The organism is Photobacterium ganghwense, assembly GCF_017329545.1.
Lineage (GTDB): Bacteria > Pseudomonadota > Gammaproteobacteria > Enterobacterales > Vibrionaceae > Photobacterium > Photobacterium ganghwense.
In genome coordinates, this window is sequence record NZ_CP071326.1 from 989,425 (window position 1) to 1,006,129 (window position 16,705).

Sequence of the window (16,705 nt, forward strand, 5' to 3'; positions counted from 1 at the left end):
ATGGGGATACAGACATGGACAGACTGCAACACCTCGCCAAACTGAAAGAGCAATTCAAACAACTGCGCGTAACGACCGTTCAGCCGAAGAACACAAATAAGCAACTGCCGAAAGGCTGCGCTGACTTTCGTTACAGCCGCACTTTCCAAATTCAGTGCCGCCGTGCTCTTGAAGCGAAAGGGGGTGTTGCATGAAACCTATTAATCTTGAGAATGCCGTCATCCTGGATACGGAAACAACCGGTTTAGATTCCAATGCTGAAATTGTAGAAATTTCTGTGATTGAAGCCGTATCTGGCAAAGTGTTGATTGATACGTTAGTGATGCCAGTGCAACTCATACCGGCAGAAGCGATCGCCATTCACGGCATTACCAACCGTCAGGTTTCTGGCTCGCCAACCTTTCCAAAGGTGTTTAAAGATCTAGCTGAAATCGTCAAAGGCCGTGATGTGCTGATTTATAACGCTGACTACGATATGCGTTTGATTCAGCAAAGTATGAAGCGTTATGGCGTTACTGTTTTTCCATTTAAAACACAATGCGTCATGGAGTGGTATGCAGAGTTCTACGGTGAATGGAATGAGTACCGTGGCAATTATAAATGGCAAAGCCTAACCAATGCCGCACGTCAACAAGCCATTGATATTTCTGATTTAAGTGCACACCGCGCTAAAGCTGACTGTGAGATTACACGCCGAGTCATTATGGCAGTGAATAAGCAGTTAGAGGTGATGCCATGAGCGTGATTCAGTTCCCTAAGCAAGTAACCAAAGCCCCTTCGGGGGCGGCGGCTATTGCAGACATAGAAATTCATAGCTCAGTAGTAGCTCATTCATTTCGTGGTTTAGCTTTAAATGAGGCAAGGAAGTGCCTACAGATTACTAGAAAAAACCGCTTGGAGGGAAGACGGACTATTAGTAGGTTCTTTCTAAATCAAAGCATTGAATTTGGAAAAACATATATCCAGCTTAGCCAAGCTCTACGTAAACTAGAGAATATGCAATGAAAGCAATTCTATTAAAAAATGACATTCGCGCCAGTATCCAACTGGCGCGCAGCTACCGTTTATCTGGTGAACGTCGCCTGGCTATTCAATTCCTCAATGATGCGGCAGAAAGTCGCCTGGAGTTGTTGGGAGTTCTGCATGCTCCCAACTAACGATCTCTTATTCGTGGCGGGTGCAGTTCAACCCGCAAACATCACCCATGACCACCAAGCCAGCTATGATGCTGGTTTTTTAGGATTCGATTTTTGTGGTCCACGGCCTGAACCCATCACGCCGGAGACACTTTGGTACTTGAATCGGGTAAACCGAGACACCGCTTTTTATGCTCGCAAGCAAAATGAGCATGCCGAATCTTTGCCGTATGTTTGCGCTGAACACCTCCGCGAAGCGGCGGCACGCAGTGCCGAAAACAATAGGCTTGTCCAAGGGCGCAAAAGTCCGACACACCCACAACAGGCCAGTTTAAACCGCCTGATGGCGCAGCAGCGCAAGCTGGAAACGCGTGATGACGAACTGGGTAGCTCCGAGGCTTACTACAACCATGACACGCTGTACGGGCTGACAGAAGCCGGAAACCGTGCCCGCGTGCTGCCGCCAAAAGGCAAACCCAAGGTAGCCGAGCCGACTATCACCCCAAACGTGGTTCGCCTGATGAAACGCGACTGGTCAGGACAGCGCAAAATCCAGTATTACACCCAGACGCCGAGCAGTGCCGCGCCGGATGCACAGCAGGGTGAGCGTTTCACCGAAAAACTGACCAAGCGCGCCGTCAGCAAAATCTTTGAGGCGGGTGCCTACGTGGCGACCTGTCACGGCGGGTTCTGCACCTTCCTGACCCTGACATTCAGCCAGGCCGAGCGCGCCCGTATCTTTTCCAGCATGGTCGAAGCTGACGACGTGAACGGCGACCACACACCGGTTCTGATTACCCGCAACATGGCCGAGTGTGTCCCACACATTGCCGGTGCCTATTGCTACATCGACACCACTGCCGACGACCCGGCAGCGACCGTCGATATTCTGGATGATGGCACGGTTAAAGTGATGAATGCCGACGGCACAATCGCCGGAGCCTACACGCCGACGTTCCTGAAACCGGAAAAGCTGTTCACCATCACCAAAACCGCCGAAACCACCATCGGCAAAGAGGTGTCCCGATTCCTTGATGGTGCAAAGAAAATGTACCAGCGCGGCTGGGTAGCCAACCACACACAGGAAATCGACGCCGAATCCGGAGCCAAATATTCCCAACTGACCGAAAAGCGCATACCTGGCCACAGCAAGCCGAGTGAGTTCGGTCCCACTCGTGAAGCCGCCGATTTCCACTACATCTGGGTGGCGGAATGTCCGGCCAATGACGACGGCGAGCCAAACCCGCATGTTCACGTTTTGCTGAATTGGGCGGTACCACAAAACCTGTTTCCAGCCTGGGCGCTGCGCCTCGAAAATCTGTGGGGTAAAGGGTTCGCGCACCTGGAGCGCATCAAAAAACCGATGGCCGCCGGCAGTTACATCATCAAAGCCGTGGGCTATGCCGCCAAAGGCGATAACGCTGACCAGGGGCTGATTCGCGGCAACCGCTACAACATCGCCCGATGCAGCCGCGCTCCCGCTTGGGAATGTATCGCCAGTTTTCAGGCCGACAACATGGCCGCGATCATCAAAGAGTGCGGCTACCGGTTAGAGCAATGGCGCAAGCCCATTAACCGCCGCCTCAAGCGACTGGAAAAACAGCTAGACCAAACCATTAAGGCGAAAGCCATAGCGAAACAAGCCAAACAGGACGAGCAGGCCATCAACAAGCTGACCGCCCGCATTATCCGGCTTGAGAACCAAATGCGGGCAACCCGCAAGGCGATAAAAAGCCGAGAGGTGCACGCCAGTACCAAAAACGTGTTTTGCATGGCATTTGACGGCGAGCAGGCCGAGCAAAAAGCCTTTGATTTTCTGCTGTGGGCTGCCGGTGCGCGGGGCTGGGGCATGACCCTGGTTGACGACGAAACCGAGCTGGCCGACAGCGTCACCGAAGCCAGAGCCGTCGCCCAATCGGAATACGCAGGCCAATACCTGCGGCACTTAGACCGAAGGGCGTACTGGCAAAGCGTGTTTAGAGACCCACTTGCACCACCAAGGGAACCGACTGACCGCGAGATTGCCAGCGCAATGGCAGCCCGCGAGCACTACGAACAATGGCAATTAGCAGCGTAAAAGGAAAGGCAATGGACAAACTGAACCAAATTACTGAACAACTACAGGGCGAAGTCGATAAGGCGGCGCGCAACCCGTTCGCCAGCAAAGTGATGACACCGCTGCGCCTGGTACTGGTCTGGATGAACGGCGTTAACGAAAAACTGAGTGAGTTGGAGCAAGGGGGCAAACATGGCTGATGTGATGCCGGTACGCACCTCGACCAACCCAGTCGAAGGCATTAACCGTTGTGAGTGCGGCAGTGTCCGCACCATTCATCGCGCCCGCGGCAAGCGGGCGAAATTCCTGTATTCGATTTGCGATAGCTGCGGCACCAACCAGCAGACCGGCCAATACTGGCAGGAAAAATTCAACGTCCATTACGCCACGCTGGCAGACCTGCACCAAGCCGAACAAGCCAGTCAGACTGCGGTTTGTGACGCGGTCACGGAACCCGAACCAGAGCCACAACCCGAGCCAAAACCGGAACCGATTCAAACCGAATCAGTCTCCGTGCCGGAGCCACAACCACGCAAATCGGAAACCGACACCGAGCCGAAACCAGGCGCATGGAAAGCCATTCTGGCAGGCATCATCTTGGGCGGTCTGACCGGCGGCCTGATTACCCGTATCTAACCACAAGGAAACCCGATGGAAACCGAAAACACACCGGTAAACGATACCGAACTGGAAACCGTACAAGGCCACACCGAGCAGGAAGAAAAAGCCTTCATCAACAGCCTAGATGAAGATTTCGACCCAACCACGGCGACCGAGCAGACCAACACCAAAGCCATGGAAGTCGATGCCGCGGCGGGGATTGTGTTTGTTGGCCTGATGACGCTGGAGCAAACCATGAAAGGCATGGTGCACCCGCGTTTCAATTTTGACCCTGAGCAGTCCGAAAAAGTGGCCTACAAAGTGGCACCGCTGATCGTCAAATACGGCGGCAACCCGCCACCGTGGATGGCGAAATACATGGACGAAATCATGGCCGTGGCAGCCATCGGTATGCTGAGTCTGTCCAGTTACATGCAGGTTCGCCAGCTCAAGGCAGAAGACCTGGCCGCTGCCCGCCGCGAGCAGGCCAAGCGGGCAGCAGAAGCCGCCAACGATGATTACAGTCAGGAGGTGGCGTGAAACTCCAACCCGTAAACCAAAACAACGCACTGAACAACCATCATGCGTATGCGGTCGGGATGTCAGGCTGCGGCAAAACGTCCGCAGCCAAAAAGCTGTTTATCAAGCCGACAGACCAGGTCGCCATTTTTGACCCGCTCAACGACTACGAAGGCGAAATTGCCGGGCGTAAGGTGCGCAGTTACAGCAGCCTGAAAGCCTTTGCCGCTGCGCTCATCGCTGGCCGCAAAACCACGCAGGGATTCAAAATTGCCTATACGCCAAAACACGAAACCACCGAGGCGGATTTTGACAAGTTCTGCATGGTGGTTTGGGGCATGGGTGACGGCAAGCACAAAAAACCGCTCAAGGTGATTTGTGAAGAAGTGGCTGAGCATTCCAACACCGCAGGCAAGGCAACCGGCTACCACGGCAAGATTCTGAGGCTAGGGCGCAAATTCGGTCTGCACTCCATCAACATGTTCCAACGCGGGCAGGAAGTCTCGAAAACCATTATCGACAACTGCCAGTTCGCCTGCGTGATGATGCAGAAAGCGGAAGATAGTGCGTATTACCTGCAACGCAAGACAGGGATTCCAGCGGAAGTGATCACGGAATTGGAGATACTGGAGTATGTGTTGCAGGATGGGAAAGCGTGGAAAAAAGGAGAAATACGTTGGTAATAACACTGGATGAATAAACATATAAACTTGATTTGTACCCCCTAGGGGCTTATATCTTATTGTGCAGTTCTGTTGTCTTATTGAAGGGGATTAATATGTACTCAAATACAAATATCAAAAGCATCGTTGCGAAGGCTGAAGCATCAGGTCAGTTAGGCAGTAGCTCAACATTTAACCTGCTAGTCAATGAATTATCTAAAGTCTGTAATGAATCAAACTTATCTGATGTAAGTACTTTCTTGAAAAAATTTGATTGCGCGAAAAATGTCACTAACGTTGAAAGCATCCTACGCCAAAAAGCGGGATTAAATTAAGCTTCTATTCGTCACTCAGCTTAGAGGAGCGGCTTATTTTAAGATAGTTTTCTCAAATCCTAAACTGACAGCCAAATTACCCCCAAAGGATAGCCTTGCTGACTACAATAAAAGTGTCCTCGAAGTATCCTTTGTTCATTCGATGTTCCTAATAAGTGTGACAAGTTGCACATAGTCAACAGCCCGCAAACCTATAGGTTTAGCGGGCTTTTTTGTGTTTGCCTAAAAACCAAATCGCTTGCTTTTCTGTTGGGGCATTTCAACGAATCAGATGATTCATCAACCAACAGAGAGCAAACGATATGAGTGCAAAAACCAAAGGCTATGTGATCACCGGAGTGATTGCGTTACTGGTCGCCGCTGGCGTGGTCTGGGCGTCAAACAACGTTGACGCCGTCGAAGACGCAATCGGCTAAGGGGGCGAGAGCATGGAATTACTCGCCACTCCGTTCGCACCGCGTCCGAAAGAGCTAGACCCTGTCGAGGGCGTGGGCTGGGGCAACCGTGCCTCACTGCGCCTGATTTCCGGTCCTACTTATCACAGCATTGAGCTGGTCACAGACATTACCGACCCGAAAGACATTGAACGTGTTGAAGTGTCGCTGAACGGTTCGCCAAAGGTAAACGTGACCGCCGAAACGCTGGTGAAGCTGCAAGCCCACCGCAAAAACTACGCCCAGCCTGGGCGCTATGTGATTTCATTTGGTGATCCCACGCTGCGCACCAAAGTCGGTGTGCGCCAGACTGACCTTGTCACCTTGCAGGGTGAAATCTGGTTCGTCTACATCACCCTGAAAGCCAAACCGGCGGGCACGGCCACGCCGTCCATCCGTGCCCGTGCGCATGTGTTGCCAGCCCAATCAACACGCTACTACATGCCGCGCATTTATGAGCTGACCTGGTTTGCCTCAGCCACTGGCCGCACGCCGTTCGACTTTGCTGAACGCAGTCCGGCGCTGAACCTCAAGCGCATTCACTTCCTTGATGACTCGGTGGAGCGTGTCCGCGTGCTGCGTGACACCTTCGAAGAAATGAACATCACCAAAGCGGATAACGCGTTCGACCTGGCGCAATCGAAGAAAGAGCAGAACCAGGGCTGGTTCAGCCTCGACTTCATCCGTTACGGCTTCGGTGCCGATGGCATGCTGAACACGGCAGCCCGTAGCCAGCTGGCGTTTGAGCTGGACAAATCTCAGGTCGGCAGCGTGCCGGTCATTGTTGAAGCCGTGGAGCAGGTGAACCCGCTACCAACCAAGGCATAAGGGGACGGCATGAATGATTTACTGGACAACCTGGGGGAATCCCTCGGGGGTATCTGGGATTCAGCCGTGGAAGGTGGCAACAGCTGGGTGAATGCCTGGTTTAACAACGAGGCCGATAAGGTCTCGTCTGCCGCGCCGGAGGAAAACCGGGTGCCTGACCGTCAGCAACCTGCCCAGCAACCGAACGGCCAGCCAATCTGGCCGGGCATGACCAACAACCAGACGTTGATGGTCGCGGGCGGCGGGGTGCTGGTTCTGATGCTGTTTATGTTTCTGATGTTGCGAGGGAAATAAGGATGGGACGACGTTCACGACGCGGTATTCGGTCACTGCCTGCCTTTTCCCATATGCCGAAGGAAGTGCGGTCTGACCCGTTGCGCGTCCAGCATTACCGGCTGCAACAACAGACCAAACAGTTGAAGCGCCAACCGGCCTTTCGCGACAACCGCCGCGAAGGCCTGGGTGAAATTCGACAGACTGGCGCAGCGGGTTTCGTGCCGCGCATCAGTAAGCGCTAAGGGGGAAACATGCCGTTATTGTTTTGGCCGTTGCTGGCCGGAACCGTTGGTTATGTCAGCGGGCTGTTTACTGGTGAGAAAGTGGGGCAAACGCTCCGCATTCTTATCGCTGTGGTCATGGGGCTGTGGCTGTTCGATATCGTCTGGGGGAAAAACAAGTGATTAGTATTCCAGGCTTAACCAACAGCGGCTCGATGCCTATCAATGCCGGAGCGGGGCCCAGTTCGGTCGGCGGCAATGAAGAAGTCAATTTTCGCGGTGGCAACGTGTCTTTCGGGGCGGGTATGCCGAGCTGGTTTCTGATGCTGATGGTCGCCGGGCTGGTCTGGCTCTTACTGAAAGGAAAATAGGGCTATGCAATTTCTCGTAATCAGTCCGCAGCATCCCGACTACGCCCACCATATCCGGCGGCTTGCCGCGGCGTTCTCGGCCATTGATACGCCGAAGGACGATTATCAGGACATGTGCCGCCAGTTATCGGCGGGCACATTGAGCCTGTATCACGCTACCGGTGACGGGGCGGATTTGTCGATTGTCGGTGAGATAGACGGGCACAGCTACTACGTGTGGGCGATTGCCGGTAAAGGCTTTCGTCCTGGTGTGGCCGAACTGCTTAAACGCATCAAGCAGGCCGGGCTGAAATCCATCACCTACGCCACGGCCAAAACGGGCATGCGCCGGTTGAGCCGTTTTTTTGGGGAGGTTCGCGAAACCCAGAACGAGTGGCAGGAAAACGGGCGGCTCTGCACCTGGCATGAGTTGGAGGTGTAAATGGGACGTTCAAAATCCAAAAAGAGTTCGAATACCACCAATGTATCGGGCACCAACGGGATTGACGGCGATAACCTTGGCGTCGCCATTTCCGGTGTTAACGGCTCCAACATCAACGTCAATATGACCGACCACGGCGCGATTGCGCGGGCGTCGGAAATGGGCGAGCTGGCAATTACCGCCAACACCCAGATGGCACGGGATGCGCTCGACAGTAACACCGATGTGTCGAAGGCGGCGCTACGGATGGGGAGCGAAACCGTTGACCGGGCGCTGGATTTCGGCTCGGAGGCGTTGAGCTTCGGCAACGATGCCATGGACCAGGCGTTTGCTTTCGGGGAATCGGCACTGGACTACAACAGCCAGGTGTCGATGCAGGCCATCAATGATGTGAGCAATGCGCACCATGAAAACCTGCAAATGATCGCGGGACTGGCCGGAAACCAGGCATCACAGAACAGTGAAAATCTGGCGGCGCTGAAAGACCTGGCAGCCATGAACAGCGACGGCGGGCAGGTGGCAACCACCAAGCAGATGACCATCATGGTCGGCCTGGTGTTCTTCTTCCTTGCCATGATGACCATCTTCAAGAAGGGGAAATAATGTTTCATCAAATCATGCAGCCCCGCCAGCGCCAGCAGTTTCAGGCGGTCGGTGAGTTCCTGTATATCGAAGCCTGTCCCGATGCGGTGCAGATTTCCACCGAGCGCGGCGATTACCGTTTAAAGCAGGGCGCACAGATTATCGACCCGCGCCTGACCGGTCGTGTCACGGTGGAGAACATGGGCGAGGCGGGCACCGTTTCAATTGTGTGTGGCTATGGGCGCTATATCCCGCCGTCTGACGGCCAGCAGGTCGCCGTCACGCAAATGCCGACCGTGACCCTGTCACCGAACCAGCAGGTCAATATCGGTCTGTTGCCGAAGGTGGCACTGGTTGACGGCCAACCCGTCGTTATCAGCAAGCTGCCGAAGGTACAACTGGACGCTGACCAGGCGGTAACGGTGGCGCAGCTACCGGCCATCGAGTTGGCTGCCGGTCAAAAGCTGGCGGTGTCCAGCCTGCCGGAAATCACCCTGGCACCGGAGCAGGCAGTGCGGGTGTCCAGTGACCAGCCATTGGAAACCGCGCCGGTTGTCGCGGCCTCACTGGCGGGCAGCCTGCTGACCATTGCCACCGGTACGGCGCAGCAGGCGGCGAACCCATTACGTTGTCACGTTTTGCTGAAAGCCAGTCCGGCCAATACCCAGCCGGTCACACTGGCTGACGGCTGGGAGCTGGCCGCCGGTGAACAACTGAAACTTGAAACCACCGCCGCGCTGGCGTTTGCCGGTGCCGACGGTGACACCATTCAGATTATCGAGGTACTTCGATGACAGGAAAGACACTGCGCGATTTGCTGCCCGCAGGCAGCCCCCGCAACAAGATTGAGTTTCTGGCCGACGAACTGCAACACGGCCTTGAACTGCTCGGCCAGCTGGGCAAAGCCCGCATGACCAACTACGTGAAAAATCCGGCGTTCCTCGACAGTGCCAGCAACAAGGCACAGGAAACCAAGTTCACTGGCGTCTATCTGCCAGGCTCACGCGTCGGCAGTCCCAACCAGAACGCGGGCACCTTTGCTGATGGCTGGCACTTCGAGCAAAGCGGCACGCCGTTAGACCAGGCGATAAACGCCGCGTTCGGGGTTCACCGCAACCTACATTTCGCGCCGTTTTTAGCGTCGGTGCCGTTCAAAGCCCATGACATCTGGGTGGCGGCCAAAAACTGCAAGGGCACCATTTACCAGCAGTTGAACTTGCCGAAAACAGACAGCTACTACAAGGCGCACGCCATTTTTGCCGCAGTGGACGGCATGACGGTGACACTCGGTTTTCGCAGTGCCGATACGTCCACCATGGGCGGTATGCGCAGTGATACCAGCCAGGTCACAACGGGCGGCATGTATGGACCGGCACCAAGCACCGGCTACAACGTGAAAGTGTTGGAGTCCGAGGTTTTCAGGCATCACGGCTCTGACCAGCGCGACACGTTTGTGTGCCTTGAAATCATGTCCAACCCAGGCGAAAGCAACAGCCTGATGCTGCTGGGGATGCAGGTGATTGAAGTGGACAAGGACGGCAAGCCAGTCGAAAACGGGATCATCAATATGGACTCGGACGGTTACGGCCATCTGCGTTTCAACGAACTGATTGAGTTTGTCTGTAATGACACCGCCGTGGCCGGAAACCGCTTTACCTTCAAGCCGAAAAAGCCCGGTTCGCCATTGCATTGCCCGCTGGGTATCCATCAGCACGCGACCTACACCAATTTGTATTTCTGGGGCGGCGTCAATGGCGTGACAAGCGGGGATGTAGACTCAACCGGCAAACTGGATGAGGGTATTACCGTGACAGATTTCAACGGTGACGCCGTCACAATTGAGCTATCTCAGGCCAATGCAGACCTGGTGCGCAACTGCGGCGGGATGCAGGTTTATCTGCGTTACACCCAAACGCCGATGCGACGGGGGCTGTACACATGAAAATCGCCGTGTTTGCAGGAGCAACAGCCACGCTGGGCGCTGCGGCATGGCTGATTTATCGCGGGCTTTCCCAACCGCCCGCCGTTACCAACATTCCCAACCAGGGCACAACCGATTCAGGTGCCATCAACACCGGCACGGATTCGGGCATGTCATGGACTGGCATTATTGAAGGAGCAACAGACGTGATTGATACCAGTCAGCCACGCGGTATCCGCAACAAAAACCCGCTGAATATCGAGTACAGCACCCGCAACAAATGGCGCGGCCAGGTCGGCAGCGACGGACGATTTTCCATTTTCGAGCATGACAAGTGGGGATTCCGCGCCGCCGCCCGTATTCTGCGCAGCTACCAGAAGCGCGGCATCAACACGATTCACAGCATCGTCCACACGTTCGCGCCGAGCCACGAAAACAACAGCAACCATTACGCCAACATGGTCGCCAAGTGGACGGGCTACGGCAAAAATGACCGGCTGGACATGAACGACGACCACACGGCAACGGAGATCATCAAAGCAATGGCACGGATGGAAGTCGGCAAGAAATACAGCTATCACGAAGTCATGGAAGGAGTCGCATTGGCATGACCAAGAAAAGCATCGCCATTCAAATCGGCATCAGCGTCGCGGGCATGGTCGCAGGCGCATACACCATCAAGTTTTTGCGTAAACAGGGATTACTATGATTAATCTGAAAGAAACCAGCACCAAAACTGGATTGCTACTGCTGGGTAGCGTGGCCGCCGGTCTTATCACCGGCAACAGCGAGTTAGTCCAGGTCACCATCGGTGAGAACGGCGCGCAAATCGGCGGCCTGATTCCGACCATCGCGGCGGCACTGATTGGTCTGTTCGACACGGTTCGCAAAGAGCAAGGCTAGGAGGTTTATGGACGTTTACCAGACTGTGCTGGTCGCTGCGGCGACCGGCTTTTTCTCAGCCTTCGGGACGGGTATCGCAATGAAGACGGATATTGCTTGGATTAAAAAGATAATCGAAGCACATGAAAATAGAATCAAGGCTATAGAGCATAAATTTTGAGAGATGGTAAATAGGAATATATACACTATTTGTTTAAAATCCATAACTTGCCGTTATTTTTAAGATGAGTGATAGGTTATGGATATAACACTTAACTACGATGATGCTTACGATTTCTACAGAAGATACATTTATCAACCGGATCTTTTTGAGGAGTTAAGACTATATAACTTTAATGTTTCAGGAACTGTTCACCCTACTTATTGGGAAATGTTCTGTTCAAAGCTAACGGGTAGAAGAGGTAGGGATGGTTACGGTGCCGATTTAGACGGGTTTGAGGTAAAGTCAGCCAAAGAGGGCTCTAACTTTGAATACCAATATCATTTAAATACCGGCTTAGACAAGCTTTACGATGACTGTAAAATTAGTCATTTATATTGTTCTTACTCACAAGATTATAGCCGAGTGACAGTATTCAAACTAGAACCAAGTCAAGTCAGTGACACTTTTATGACTTGGATGCCACTGTATCAAGAAAATTACTCAATAAAGGATCCCAAACAAAGGAAACAACGGTTTAGGCGCTCAATGAGCTATAGGTTTGTCGTGAGCAATGGAACACTGATACTAGAAATTGTTGACGGTGAGTTGCAGTATACTTCTGGTTGATACTTGTTTATAATCCACTGTATTTTTATACAGCACAACAACGCACAACACCAATGAATAAAACTGCATATAACAAGCACTTTATAGAATTTTTCGCTGGGACTGGCCTCGTCAGGGAAGGGCTTGAAAAAGATGGTTGGAAATGTCTATGGGCAAATGACATATGCCCTGATAAGCAAAGCGCTTACGTCGACAATTTTGGTGCTGGCGATTTTTTGTTAGGAGATATTTGGGAATTAACCAAAAGAACCGAACAGCTACCATCTGAGGCATTTTTAGCTACAGCTTCTTTTCCTTGCACAGATTTATCTGTCGCTGGCTCTCGAAAAGGTTTAAAAGGAGAAGCATCTGGGACACTAATTGCCTTCCTTCAGATAATAGAGAAGTTAAATGATAAGCCTCCAGTTCTGTTGCTTGAGAATGTTCAAGGCTTTTTGACCTCTCATAAAGGAGCAGACGTATCTTTCACAATAAATGAACTGAATAAGCTTGGATATGTGGTCAGTATTGTAGAGTTAGATGCACGGTATTTCACCCCACAATCAAGGCCCAGAGTATTCGTTGTCGCAGTACTATCACAACTTGCTCCTAGTGTTATGGTTACTAATCAGCACTCAGCCAATGAGCATTTTAGTGCCAAGTTGCTTGATAACGCCCAGTTCTACACGAAAAAAGTTCAGAGTGTTTACATCCAAAACAGCAAGTGTTCTCTAGGGGTGTTTGATTTGCCCTCACTAGAAGACACTAAACTGAAACTTCATGATATTGTTGAGGATTTAGACCATAACAATAAATACTGGTGGTCTAATGATAGAGTTGAGAAACTATGCGCTCAGATGAGTGCTAACCACTCTAAAACTCTTAACCATATGATGAACCAGAATAAAGTTACTTATGGTACCGTTTATCGTCGAGTTCGAAACTCTATATCTATGGCAGAATTAAGAACGGACGGTATAGCTGGATGTCTGCGAACCCCTAAAGGGGGGTCATCTAAGCAAATTTTAGTGGCGGCGGGTAACGGAAAAGTTAGGGTGAGATTCTTGACCCCGAGAGAATATGCAAGATTACAGGGGGTGGACGATAGTTTTATCCTTTCGAAAAATGATACAAAAGCATATTTCGCCATGGGTGACGCAGTTTGCGTGCCAGCTTTAACATGGTTATCCAAAAACATTCTGTCAATTTGTTATGAGCGGTGGTTGTCATTACTTTCTTCTGAAAATGCAGCTTAGCCAAATCATTTAAGCCCGCAATCGCGGGCTTTTTCATATTAGGATGCACTTGTCCGGTTCGCACGTTTAGCCTGAACTTTCCTGACTTCCTTTTTCTTATCCTTGGTCACGGTCTGCTGTTGAGGCTCCGTCATCCGGCGACCACCACGAAACGGCAACGGTGTGACCACGTTGGAGCGTACCGGCACATAGTCCAGTTCATACAGCCGCTTTAACGCGTGGTATTCATCAAAACGGAGTGCCCACGAATCCAGCTCCTTTGGACTGAACACGCGACCTTCGGGGGTGATGATAATGCAGCGTTCTTCATCAACCCGGAATCCCATCCAGCGGGTGTCGTCAGGCAGGTAGCCACGGGCACGGATAATCAGTAGTTTTTCGGCCATTGGGTTTACGTCGATTTCACCATCCAGCCAACGCTTGATGGTGATAGGCCGAACATGAAACCACGCGGCAGCCTGGTTAATTGAGTCGAAGTGGCGCCAAAACAGCTTCACGAACGATTCATGCAGCATGATGAACCTCACAATTTCTAATCTTGATTGTTTGTTTATTCCGATTGATAACGCGGGGTTCAATCGTCGATAGCTATCAAAAAGCGCAAAACAGCAAAATCTGACATCATGACCAAAACATCGTTGTTATCGAGCGCTGGAATCTACTGAGAATTGGGCGCTAAGAAAACCGTGATGATTTGAATTAACTAACTGTTTCCAAAGCTTATTTTTGTGATTTCGCGGGACGTTTCCTTACTGACACATCAAATGTTAAAATACGTTACGCCAGTGCGCATTATGACCATGTTATGGTAAATAACAGATAAGTCATGAAACCGTTCAAGCCGCTATATTCATGCCGTTACTATGCAAATCCTTGTGTAACAAGGAATGCAAAAAGTGACACCATGTCCAAAAAAATAACGAACAACTACATTTTTCGGAAATTCACTTGTGGCTTGAGCAGAGAAGAGACCGCTGAATTATGTTTCAAAACTGTGAGAACGGTCACGCGTTGGGATGAGGGGCAGGAGATACCGCCCGTGTGTAGAAGATTAATGAAATTGTACAGTTGCCGTGATTTGGAAGCCATAAACGAGAATTGGAGAGGCTGGAAGATAAAACACGGTGAACTGGTTACGCCGAACGGCTGGTCACTGACACCAGATAGGATAGTGACGGGTAATGCGCTACTCGAAATCAATGCGGAAGATGACAGAAAGACAAAGGCGGCCATCATGAAGGCCGCCAGACTGTTAAGGAAGGTATCTCGATAAATTAGCCTGGAGGTTGTGGACAGTCCGAAAGGGTACTCGCTGACAGTCTGCAATCCTCCAAAACCTTTCACCCCGTATTACTAGGCGGGGTGTTCTAGAAGATATCAAAATTAAGAACTGTGCCTACGTTCATGAAAGTAGAATTACTAAAAGTTGCATTACCCGCGACTAATTTACTTTTATCTCCAATTACGTTAATACCTAAAGGTTGTAAATTAACGTAATCAACAACAGCTCGAGTACGAGTTCTATTATTTACACGTAAAATAAGGATATCCTTTACATAAAACTCTGTAATTTTATTTTTATTTTTAACGTCAACAAAAGGATGCATTGATTTAGAATTATCAACGATAGTAACGAATGATTCCCTAGTCTTATTTTGCATCGCCTGTAACCAAACCTTAGGCTTCCTTCCGGCTCCAATTAGAATCGGCAGAACATCACCAATAGAAATCAAGTTACCACCACCAATCAACTTATTGCTACATATTTCAAGTTCATCCAATGGCTTATACAATGGAGGGAAATTACTTGTTGTAATCATTAGCTTTTCCTCACATGCTTTGATTTTTCTGCATTTTTAAAATGTGTTTCTATAGATTTCATCACAGTTTTTCTATCGTTTGGCATTGTTAAACCAATTAAATATAGAATTACGGCAAGACTACAACCAGCCACCAATGTGTATATTTCCCCATCCGTTATTTTACTTTGTACTGCTGGGTCCTTAAAAGTTGGGAACCACTTTGACAATATATTAAAACCCCAACCAATAGAAGTTAATAGAATACTATTAGCCCAGTTAAATGTTACAGGTTTACCAGATTTTAACCTTACAAAGTCAGCTTCAGACAAATTAAAGTCCTCCTGCCAAGTACCCACAGTAGGTGCCGTAAGCAACCCTTCTGCCTGTACCGACTCCGTCAAAGTCTCATTGTTATAAATTGATTGAGTCATACAGCAACCAAGTAAGTTATTTGCACATATTTGTACATATTACGCCCATTACGTTATACAGCCGATTTCAGTAACCAAAACCTCGACCTTGGCTTGATAACGTACACAGGCGAAGATTATTGCACATAAATGTACATTGATGCATAGAAATTAGTGGCAGTTTTGGCGGGAATTTGGCGGTAACAGCAAGCTTATTTAACGGGAGCTGTGCAGGGGCTGAAACCGCAAAAAATGAATGTTGAGAGTAGGCTAGCAGCCTTGTTTATAGATACATAGCCTACAAAGGCCATGTTACGAGACAAACCACGCACTTAGGTGCTTGTTACAAAGCACAGTCATCAGCAACAGAATCCATTTCACTCTTTTTAACTGATTTGTCAGCATCTTTCAGGTAGGTAGATAAACGCTCAGACACATCGCTAATGCTATACGACTTCTTTGCTGAAAATTCAGTAAAAGAAACGCCCGCAGACTCCAGAGATTTGCTAACAAACGCATCTCTTTTGGCACGAGTTGCCTTTTCATGACTAGAATCATTAAGCTCAACAGCGCATAAAATTGATAAATCCTTCTTATCGCAGATAACAAAATCAAGGTGCTTACTAGATATCTTATTAAATGCGCGCTGCCACTCCGACCGATTCAGACCAGAAACTGGCTTAATTACATCGGCAATTCTTACTTTGCAAAAAATTAAATAATCATCCTTTAAACAGGTGGACAGGACACCATAAAACGAACGTTCCGCAGGAGTTAGAAGTCGTTTGATGGGCTGGTATTGAGTATCAGTGGTGTCATCCGTAGTGCCTTTAGAACGAATGAGTAAACCCACAACAGCTGATACAACGATAAAGCCCACAGCAACAAATAATGCAGTCTGTATAGATAATTCCATTTCTATCACTCAATGCTAATTAATAACGGCCAGAGATCTATACACTTGAGAGCATAATGGTGCAAGCTATTGATTCATAGTGTCTCCGACGATCGATAACCGTTCGCGCCGTTAAGGGAGCGCAACCCAGTATTCAGGCTTAGCAGTATGGAGGCTTTTTATGATTCCATCGGCGGGAGCTGGGCTCGGGCATATCAGGTGTGAGGAAAGTAAAGGCTAGGGTGCTGATGCCCTTAGCATCCCTGCGGGATAAGAGCGATAGAGAGTGCGGCGGTAACGAGCCCCTCCCCGCAAGGCGGGGAACCCCT

29 protein-coding genes are annotated in these 16,705 nt (G+C 50.4%); 25 read left to right on the forward strand and 4 right to left on the reverse strand.

Going from position 1 to position 16,705, the window contains the following annotated elements; genetic code table 11:
• The first annotated feature begins 14 nt into the window (after positions 1–14).
• From FH974_RS20530 to FH974_RS20645, 24 genes are all read left to right on the forward strand, one after another.
• Positions 15–194, forward strand: a complete 180-nt coding sequence (locus tag FH974_RS20530; RefSeq protein WP_207104192.1) for a hypothetical protein — start codon at positions 15–17, stop codon at positions 192–194.
• The gene (locus FH974_RS20535; protein ID WP_207104193.1) at positions 191–739 is read left to right on the forward strand and encodes a 3'-5' exonuclease; all 549 of its coding nucleotides are present in this window, start codon (positions 191–193) and stop codon (positions 737–739) included. The genes FH974_RS20530 and FH974_RS20535 overlap by 4 nt, the downstream gene beginning before the upstream one ends.
• Positions 736–1,005, forward strand: coding sequence for a hypothetical protein (locus tag FH974_RS20540; RefSeq protein ID WP_207104194.1), 270 nt, complete (start codon positions 736–738; stop codon positions 1,003–1,005). The genes FH974_RS20535 and FH974_RS20540 overlap by 4 nt, the downstream gene beginning before the upstream one ends.
• Positions 1,002–1,157: a hypothetical protein gene (locus FH974_RS20545; protein ID WP_207104195.1), complete on the forward strand. Its 156-nt coding sequence runs from the start codon at positions 1,002–1,004 to the stop codon at positions 1,155–1,157. The genes FH974_RS20540 and FH974_RS20545 overlap by 4 nt, the downstream gene beginning before the upstream one ends.
• Positions 1,144–3,213 carry a hypothetical protein gene (locus FH974_RS20550; RefSeq protein WP_207104196.1) on the forward strand — a complete coding sequence of 690 codons (2,070 nt, stop codon included), beginning with the start codon at positions 1,144–1,146 and terminating at the stop codon, positions 3,211–3,213. Before FH974_RS20545 ends, FH974_RS20550 begins: the two co-directional genes overlap by 14 nt.
• A gap of 11 nt (positions 3,214–3,224) precedes the next feature.
• Positions 3,225–3,392, forward strand: a complete 168-nt coding sequence (locus FH974_RS20555) for a hypothetical protein (RefSeq protein WP_169776011.1) — start codon at positions 3,225–3,227, stop codon at positions 3,390–3,392.
• Positions 3,385–3,828 carry a hypothetical protein gene (locus tag FH974_RS20560; RefSeq protein ID WP_207104197.1) on the forward strand — a complete coding sequence of 148 codons (444 nt, stop codon included), beginning with the start codon at positions 3,385–3,387 and terminating at the stop codon, positions 3,826–3,828. Before FH974_RS20555 ends, FH974_RS20560 begins: the two co-directional genes overlap by 8 nt.
• A 15-nt stretch (positions 3,829–3,843) precedes the next feature.
• Complete coding sequence (locus FH974_RS20565; protein ID WP_207104198.1) at positions 3,844–4,332, forward strand: hypothetical protein; 489 nt, start codon at positions 3,844–3,846, stop codon at positions 4,330–4,332.
• A gap of 59 nt (positions 4,333–4,391) precedes the next feature.
• Positions 4,392–4,994 carry an ATP-binding protein gene (locus tag FH974_RS20570; protein ID WP_207104240.1) on the forward strand — a complete coding sequence of 201 codons (603 nt, stop codon included), beginning with the start codon at positions 4,392–4,394 and terminating at the stop codon, positions 4,992–4,994.
• Positions 4,995–5,089: 95 nt separating this feature from the next.
• Positions 5,090–5,308, forward strand: coding sequence for a hypothetical protein (locus FH974_RS20575; RefSeq protein ID WP_207104199.1), 219 nt, complete (start codon positions 5,090–5,092; stop codon positions 5,306–5,308).
• A gap of 428 nt (positions 5,309–5,736) precedes the next feature.
• The gene (locus FH974_RS20580; RefSeq protein WP_207104200.1) at positions 5,737–6,570 is read left to right on the forward strand and encodes a major capsid protein P2; all 834 of its coding nucleotides are present in this window, start codon (positions 5,737–5,739) and stop codon (positions 6,568–6,570) included.
• Between the two features lie 9 nt (positions 6,571–6,579).
• Entirely contained in the window at positions 6,580–6,864 is a 285-nt protein-coding gene (locus FH974_RS20585; RefSeq protein ID WP_207104201.1) for a hypothetical protein, read from the forward strand.
• 2 nt (positions 6,865–6,866) lie between these two features.
• Positions 6,867–7,088, forward strand: coding sequence for a hypothetical protein (locus tag FH974_RS20590; protein WP_207104202.1), 222 nt, complete (start codon positions 6,867–6,869; stop codon positions 7,086–7,088).
• 9 nt (positions 7,089–7,097) lie between these two features.
• On the forward strand, positions 7,098–7,250 hold the full coding sequence (locus tag FH974_RS20595) for a hypothetical protein (protein WP_207104203.1): 153 nt from the start codon (positions 7,098–7,100) through the stop codon (positions 7,248–7,250).
• Positions 7,247–7,438 carry a hypothetical protein gene (locus FH974_RS20600; RefSeq protein WP_207104278.1) on the forward strand — a complete coding sequence of 64 codons (192 nt, stop codon included), beginning with the start codon at positions 7,247–7,249 and terminating at the stop codon, positions 7,436–7,438. The genes FH974_RS20595 and FH974_RS20600 overlap by 4 nt, the downstream gene beginning before the upstream one ends.
• A 4-nt stretch (positions 7,439–7,442) precedes the next feature.
• A complete protein-coding gene (locus tag FH974_RS20605; protein ID WP_207104204.1) occupies positions 7,443–7,859 on the forward strand; it encodes a hypothetical protein in 417 nt (138 codons plus the stop codon).
• On the forward strand, positions 7,860–8,462 hold the full coding sequence (locus tag FH974_RS20610) for a chemotaxis protein (RefSeq protein ID WP_207104205.1): 603 nt from the start codon (positions 7,860–7,862) through the stop codon (positions 8,460–8,462). It abuts the gene before it with no gap.
• Complete coding sequence (locus FH974_RS20615) at positions 8,462–9,235, forward strand: hypothetical protein (protein ID WP_242551977.1); 774 nt, start codon at positions 8,462–8,464, stop codon at positions 9,233–9,235. Before FH974_RS20610 ends, FH974_RS20615 begins: the two co-directional genes overlap by 1 nt.
• On the forward strand, positions 9,232–10,383 hold the full coding sequence (locus FH974_RS20620) for a hypothetical protein (RefSeq protein WP_207104206.1): 1,152 nt from the start codon (positions 9,232–9,234) through the stop codon (positions 10,381–10,383). Before FH974_RS20615 ends, FH974_RS20620 begins: the two co-directional genes overlap by 4 nt.
• Complete coding sequence (locus FH974_RS20625) at positions 10,380–10,973, forward strand: hypothetical protein (protein WP_053061912.1); 594 nt, start codon at positions 10,380–10,382, stop codon at positions 10,971–10,973. The genes FH974_RS20620 and FH974_RS20625 overlap by 4 nt, the downstream gene beginning before the upstream one ends.
• A 94-nt stretch (positions 10,974–11,067) precedes the next feature.
• The gene (locus FH974_RS20630) at positions 11,068–11,265 is read left to right on the forward strand and encodes a hypothetical protein (protein WP_047886634.1); all 198 of its coding nucleotides are present in this window, start codon (positions 11,068–11,070) and stop codon (positions 11,263–11,265) included.
• 7 nt (positions 11,266–11,272) lie between these two features.
• Positions 11,273–11,425 (forward strand): hypothetical protein, encoded by a 153-nt coding sequence (locus FH974_RS20635; protein ID WP_207104207.1) that lies wholly within the window; start codon positions 11,273–11,275, stop codon positions 11,423–11,425.
• Between the two features lie 78 nt (positions 11,426–11,503).
• Complete coding sequence (locus FH974_RS20640) at positions 11,504–12,034, forward strand: hypothetical protein (RefSeq protein WP_207104208.1); 531 nt, start codon at positions 11,504–11,506, stop codon at positions 12,032–12,034.
• The gene (locus FH974_RS20645) at positions 12,031–13,269 is read left to right on the forward strand and encodes a DNA cytosine methyltransferase (protein WP_207104209.1); all 1,239 of its coding nucleotides are present in this window, start codon (positions 12,031–12,033) and stop codon (positions 13,267–13,269) included. The genes FH974_RS20640 and FH974_RS20645 overlap by 4 nt, the downstream gene beginning before the upstream one ends.
• A gap of 38 nt (positions 13,270–13,307) precedes the next feature.
• Here FH974_RS20645 and FH974_RS20650 read toward each other — a convergent pair whose 3' ends face one another.
• Positions 13,308–13,784, reverse strand: a complete 477-nt coding sequence (locus FH974_RS20650) for a phage protein (protein WP_207104210.1) — start codon at positions 13,782–13,784, stop codon at positions 13,308–13,310.
• A gap of 539 nt (positions 13,785–14,323) precedes the next feature.
• Between FH974_RS20650 and FH974_RS26255 the strand changes: the two genes are divergently transcribed.
• The gene (locus FH974_RS26255) at positions 14,324–14,542 is read left to right on the forward strand and encodes a DUF3653 domain-containing protein (protein ID WP_242551870.1); all 219 of its coding nucleotides are present in this window, start codon (positions 14,324–14,326) and stop codon (positions 14,540–14,542) included.
• Between the two features lie 94 nt (positions 14,543–14,636).
• Here FH974_RS26255 and FH974_RS20660 read toward each other — a convergent pair whose 3' ends face one another.
• From FH974_RS20660 to FH974_RS20670, 3 genes are all read right to left on the reverse strand, one after another.
• A complete protein-coding gene (locus FH974_RS20660) occupies positions 14,637–15,089 on the reverse strand; it encodes a hypothetical protein (RefSeq protein ID WP_207103661.1) in 453 nt (150 codons plus the stop codon).
• A complete protein-coding gene (locus FH974_RS20665; protein WP_207103660.1) occupies positions 15,089–15,502 on the reverse strand; it encodes a hypothetical protein in 414 nt (137 codons plus the stop codon). The genes FH974_RS20660 and FH974_RS20665 overlap by 1 nt, the downstream gene beginning before the upstream one ends.
• A 322-nt stretch (positions 15,503–15,824) precedes the next feature.
• A complete protein-coding gene (locus tag FH974_RS20670; RefSeq protein ID WP_207103659.1) occupies positions 15,825–16,397 on the reverse strand; it encodes a DUF2726 domain-containing protein in 573 nt (190 codons plus the stop codon).
• Positions 16,398–16,705: the final 308 nt, after the last annotated feature.

Excerpts from the sequence above, each read along its gene's own strand:
- FH974_RS20530 (WP_207104192.1), top strand. The coding sequence starts at position 15 with ATGGACAGACTGCAACACCTCGCCAAACTGAAAGAGCAATTCAAACAA.
- FH974_RS20535 (WP_207104193.1), top strand. The coding sequence starts at position 191 with ATGAAACCTATTAATCTTGAGAATGCCGTCATCCTGGATACGGAAACA.
- FH974_RS20540 (WP_207104194.1), top strand. The coding sequence starts at position 736 with ATGAGCGTGATTCAGTTCCCTAAGCAAGTAACCAAAGCCCCTTCGGGG.
- FH974_RS20545 (WP_207104195.1), top strand. The coding sequence starts at position 1,002 with ATGAAAGCAATTCTATTAAAAAATGACATTCGCGCCAGTATCCAACTG.
- FH974_RS20550 (WP_207104196.1), top strand. The coding sequence starts at position 1,144 with ATGCTCCCAACTAACGATCTCTTATTCGTGGCGGGTGCAGTTCAACCC.
- FH974_RS20555 (WP_169776011.1), top strand. The coding sequence starts at position 3,225 with ATGGACAAACTGAACCAAATTACTGAACAACTACAGGGCGAAGTCGAT.
- FH974_RS20560 (WP_207104197.1), top strand. The coding sequence starts at position 3,385 with ATGGCTGATGTGATGCCGGTACGCACCTCGACCAACCCAGTCGAAGGC.
- FH974_RS20565 (WP_207104198.1), top strand. The coding sequence starts at position 3,844 with ATGGAAACCGAAAACACACCGGTAAACGATACCGAACTGGAAACCGTA.
- FH974_RS20570 (WP_207104240.1), top strand. The coding sequence starts at position 4,392 with ATGTCAGGCTGCGGCAAAACGTCCGCAGCCAAAAAGCTGTTTATCAAG.
- FH974_RS20575 (WP_207104199.1), top strand. The coding sequence starts at position 5,090 with ATGTACTCAAATACAAATATCAAAAGCATCGTTGCGAAGGCTGAAGCA.
- FH974_RS20580 (WP_207104200.1), top strand. The coding sequence starts at position 5,737 with ATGGAATTACTCGCCACTCCGTTCGCACCGCGTCCGAAAGAGCTAGAC.
- FH974_RS20585 (WP_207104201.1), top strand. The coding sequence starts at position 6,580 with ATGAATGATTTACTGGACAACCTGGGGGAATCCCTCGGGGGTATCTGG.
- FH974_RS20590 (WP_207104202.1), top strand. The coding sequence starts at position 6,867 with ATGGGACGACGTTCACGACGCGGTATTCGGTCACTGCCTGCCTTTTCC.
- FH974_RS20595 (WP_207104203.1), top strand. The coding sequence starts at position 7,098 with ATGCCGTTATTGTTTTGGCCGTTGCTGGCCGGAACCGTTGGTTATGTC.
- FH974_RS20605 (WP_207104204.1), top strand. The coding sequence starts at position 7,443 with ATGCAATTTCTCGTAATCAGTCCGCAGCATCCCGACTACGCCCACCAT.
- FH974_RS20610 (WP_207104205.1), top strand. The coding sequence starts at position 7,860 with ATGGGACGTTCAAAATCCAAAAAGAGTTCGAATACCACCAATGTATCG.
- FH974_RS20615 (WP_242551977.1), top strand. The coding sequence starts at position 8,462 with ATGTTTCATCAAATCATGCAGCCCCGCCAGCGCCAGCAGTTTCAGGCG.
- FH974_RS20620 (WP_207104206.1), top strand. The coding sequence starts at position 9,232 with ATGACAGGAAAGACACTGCGCGATTTGCTGCCCGCAGGCAGCCCCCGC.
- FH974_RS20625 (WP_053061912.1), top strand. The coding sequence starts at position 10,380 with ATGAAAATCGCCGTGTTTGCAGGAGCAACAGCCACGCTGGGCGCTGCG.
- FH974_RS20630 (WP_047886634.1), top strand. The coding sequence starts at position 11,068 with ATGATTAATCTGAAAGAAACCAGCACCAAAACTGGATTGCTACTGCTG.
- FH974_RS20635 (WP_207104207.1), top strand. The coding sequence starts at position 11,273 with ATGGACGTTTACCAGACTGTGCTGGTCGCTGCGGCGACCGGCTTTTTC.
- FH974_RS20640 (WP_207104208.1), top strand. The coding sequence starts at position 11,504 with ATGGATATAACACTTAACTACGATGATGCTTACGATTTCTACAGAAGA.
- FH974_RS20650 (WP_207104210.1), bottom strand. The coding sequence starts at position 13,784 with ATGCTGCATGAATCGTTCGTGAAGCTGTTTTGGCGCCACTTCGACTCA.
- FH974_RS26255 (WP_242551870.1), top strand. The coding sequence starts at position 14,324 with ATGAAATTGTACAGTTGCCGTGATTTGGAAGCCATAAACGAGAATTGG.
- FH974_RS20660 (WP_207103661.1), bottom strand. The coding sequence starts at position 15,089 with ATGATTACAACAAGTAATTTCCCTCCATTGTATAAGCCATTGGATGAA.
- FH974_RS20665 (WP_207103660.1), bottom strand. The coding sequence starts at position 15,502 with ATGACTCAATCAATTTATAACAATGAGACTTTGACGGAGTCGGTACAG.
- FH974_RS20670 (WP_207103659.1), bottom strand. The coding sequence starts at position 16,397 with ATGGAATTATCTATACAGACTGCATTATTTGTTGCTGTGGGCTTTATC.